A 2,656-nucleotide genomic window follows, 5' to 3' on the forward strand; every position below is an offset into this window, starting at 1 on the left:
ATTCCATTAGTTGTCACTTTATTTTTTTATCCAATACAAAATAATATGAAAAATATTTATGCCATTGTTCTATGTTTAACTGTCCTGACCGCAGGTTGCAATTCAGCTGCTGCACAGACGAAAAGCGATTTGCCTAATATTGTCTATATATTAGCGGATGATTTGGGCTATGGGGAGTTAGGAGTATATGGGCAGGAAAAAATAGAGACACCCAATATCGATGCTCTGGCCCGCAACGGTATGACCTTCACCCAGCACTATTCGGGCTCTCCGGTTTGTGCTCCCTCAAGGTATATGCTGTTGACAGGCAAGCATCCGGGCCATGCCTATATTCGTTCCAACGGTGACCGGGAACTGCCGGAGGGTGTCAGCCTGGATGATTATGAGAATCGATTCGAAGCGATGTTTGAGCATCCGGAAATAGAGGGACAGATTGCGTTGCCCTCTTCCACGGTTACGATTGCCGAAGTTCTGAAAGAAGCGGGATACCAAACGGGAGCAGCCGGCGGGAAATGGGGAAACGGCGGACCGAATTCCGAAGGACATCCCAACAATCAGGGCTTTGATTTCTTTTATGGTTATCTTTGCCAGCGTCAGGCCCACACGTATTATCCGACACACTTATGGAGAAATAATGAGCGGATTCTGCTTGATAACGAGCTGGTAAACCCGCATCAGGACCTGCCTGAAGATTCGGATCCGTATGACCCAGAGAGTTACTCGCGATTTCATGATCAACCGGATTATTCAGCGGAAGTCATGTTAGATGAGACCCTTGGCTTTATCGATGACAACCACAGCAATCCCTTCTTTCTTTTTATACCTTCCACCATTCCGCATGTCTCTCTCCAGGCTCCAAAGCGATGGATCGATTACTATCTGGAGAAGTTTGGGGACGAAGAACCGTATACGGAAGGAAGTTATGTGCCCGTTCGTTATCCCAATGCCACATACGCGGCTATGATATCCTACCTGGACGAGCAGGTTGGTGCAATTGTTGAGAAACTTAAGGAACGGGGAATTTATGAGAATACTTTGATCATGTTTAGCAGTGACAATGGGCCTACCACCGGAGGTGGAGTCAATCCCGAGTATTTTAATAGTGCTGGACCCTTTTTGAATTTCAAGAATAATCAATCAAGGGTAAAAGGCCATCTTTTTGAAGGGGGGATAAGGGTGCCGATGATTGCAACATGGGAAGGCGTTATACCCGCTGGCAGTACCACTGATCATATATCGGCTTTCTGGGATGTATTACCTACACTCAGTGAGATTGCCGGGGTGGATCCCCCCGAAGAGATTGACGGCATCAGTTTTTTGCCCACTCTCATGGGAGAGGACAGTAACCAGGAGAAACACGACTATCTATACTGGGAATTTCCGTCTTACGGGGGACAACAGGCTGTGCGCATGAACCGGTGGAAAGGTATCCGAAAGGATATTATGGCTGATGGAAATCTGGAGATCGAACTCTACAATCTGGAAGAAGATATCCGTGAGGAGAACAATGTAGCTGATCAGCACCCCGAAGTAGTCGATAGTATTCGAACCATTATGGAACGTGAGCACAGTGTCCCGAAACTGAAACACTTTCAAATGGAGGCTCTTGGGAATTAGTTCCTATTCAATAAATTCCTATACAATAAACAAGCCCTCCACCGAAAAAGGTTAGAAAAAAAATAGAAAGAGTTAGAAAAAATTAGTAACCTGCAAAACAAAAACTTATAATCTAATATGCGGCGCACACGATAATATTTGTAAGAATTCACTAACCAACCTGACAGACTTATGAAAAACAACCGAAGAGAATTTTTGAAACAGCTCGGCATGGCCGGGCTCACGCTGCCCACCCTGGGATTGGTCGGAAGTAAGCAAAAGGAAGAAGAGGAGCCGTTCCGGCAGACGAAGCCGCAACGCTTTAATATGCATGGCTACGCCGCCCCGGCCCTGGATACCGTCCGCATCGGGATTATCGGACTGGGTAATCGCGGTTCGGGCACGGTAAGCCGGCTTTCGAGTATCGAAGGGGTGGAGATCAACGCCCTGTGCGATCTGGAGGAGGACCGCGTAAAGAAAGCCCAGGCCTCACTTGAAGGTACCTCGCACAATCCCGACGGCTACTTTGGGGACGACCAGGAATGGAAGAAAGTGTGCGAACGGGAGGATATTGACCTGATTTCTATCGTCACTCCCTGGGAGTGGCATACTCCCATGGCGGTTTATGCCATGGAACATGATAAACATGCCTATACGGAACTTCCCGCCGCCCAGACGATCGACGAGTGCTGGCAGCTGGTGGAAACCTCCGAAAAGACCCGAAAGCACTGCGTCCAGATCAGCGCTTCATGCCATGAGAGTTCGAGAGCCACGCTGCTGAATATGGCCCGGAAAGGATTTTTCGGCGATATCATCCATGCCGAGGGAGCGTACATTCATGACCTGCTGGAACGGTATAACTTTGACAAGACCATGTACCACGATAACTGGCGCCTTAAAGAGAATTTAAATCGAAATGGCTGCCTCTACCCACAACACGGACTTGGTCCCGCCGCCCAGATGCTGGATCTCAATTACGGCGACCAGATGGATTACATGGTGTCGATGTCCAGCAACGATTTTATGATGGGTAAAAAAGCGAAGGAACTGGCAGAAGAGG

General features: G+C 48.1%; 2 protein-coding genes. Both read left to right on the plus strand.

What is annotated here, in order from left to right:
• Positions 1-45: 45 nt before the first annotated feature.
• Entirely contained in the window at positions 46-1,617 is a 1,572-nt protein-coding gene (locus ACESLU_RS13985; protein ID WP_372639248.1) for an arylsulfatase, read from the plus strand.
• A 171-nt stretch (positions 1,618-1,788) separates the two neighbouring features.
• Positions 1,789-2,656, plus strand: an 868-nt coding sequence (locus tag ACESLU_RS13990) for a Gfo/Idh/MocA family protein (protein WP_372639249.1), incomplete at its 3' end; no start/stop codon positions are given.

The organism is Fodinibius sp. (genome assembly GCF_041642155.1).
In the GTDB taxonomy this organism is placed as follows: domain Bacteria; phylum Bacteroidota; class Rhodothermia; order Balneolales; family Balneolaceae; genus Fodinibius.

Coding starts and splice junctions, on each gene's coding strand:
- ACESLU_RS13985 (WP_372639248.1), top strand. CDS start 46: ATGAAAAATATTTATGCCATTGTTCTATGTTTAACTGTCCTGACCGCA.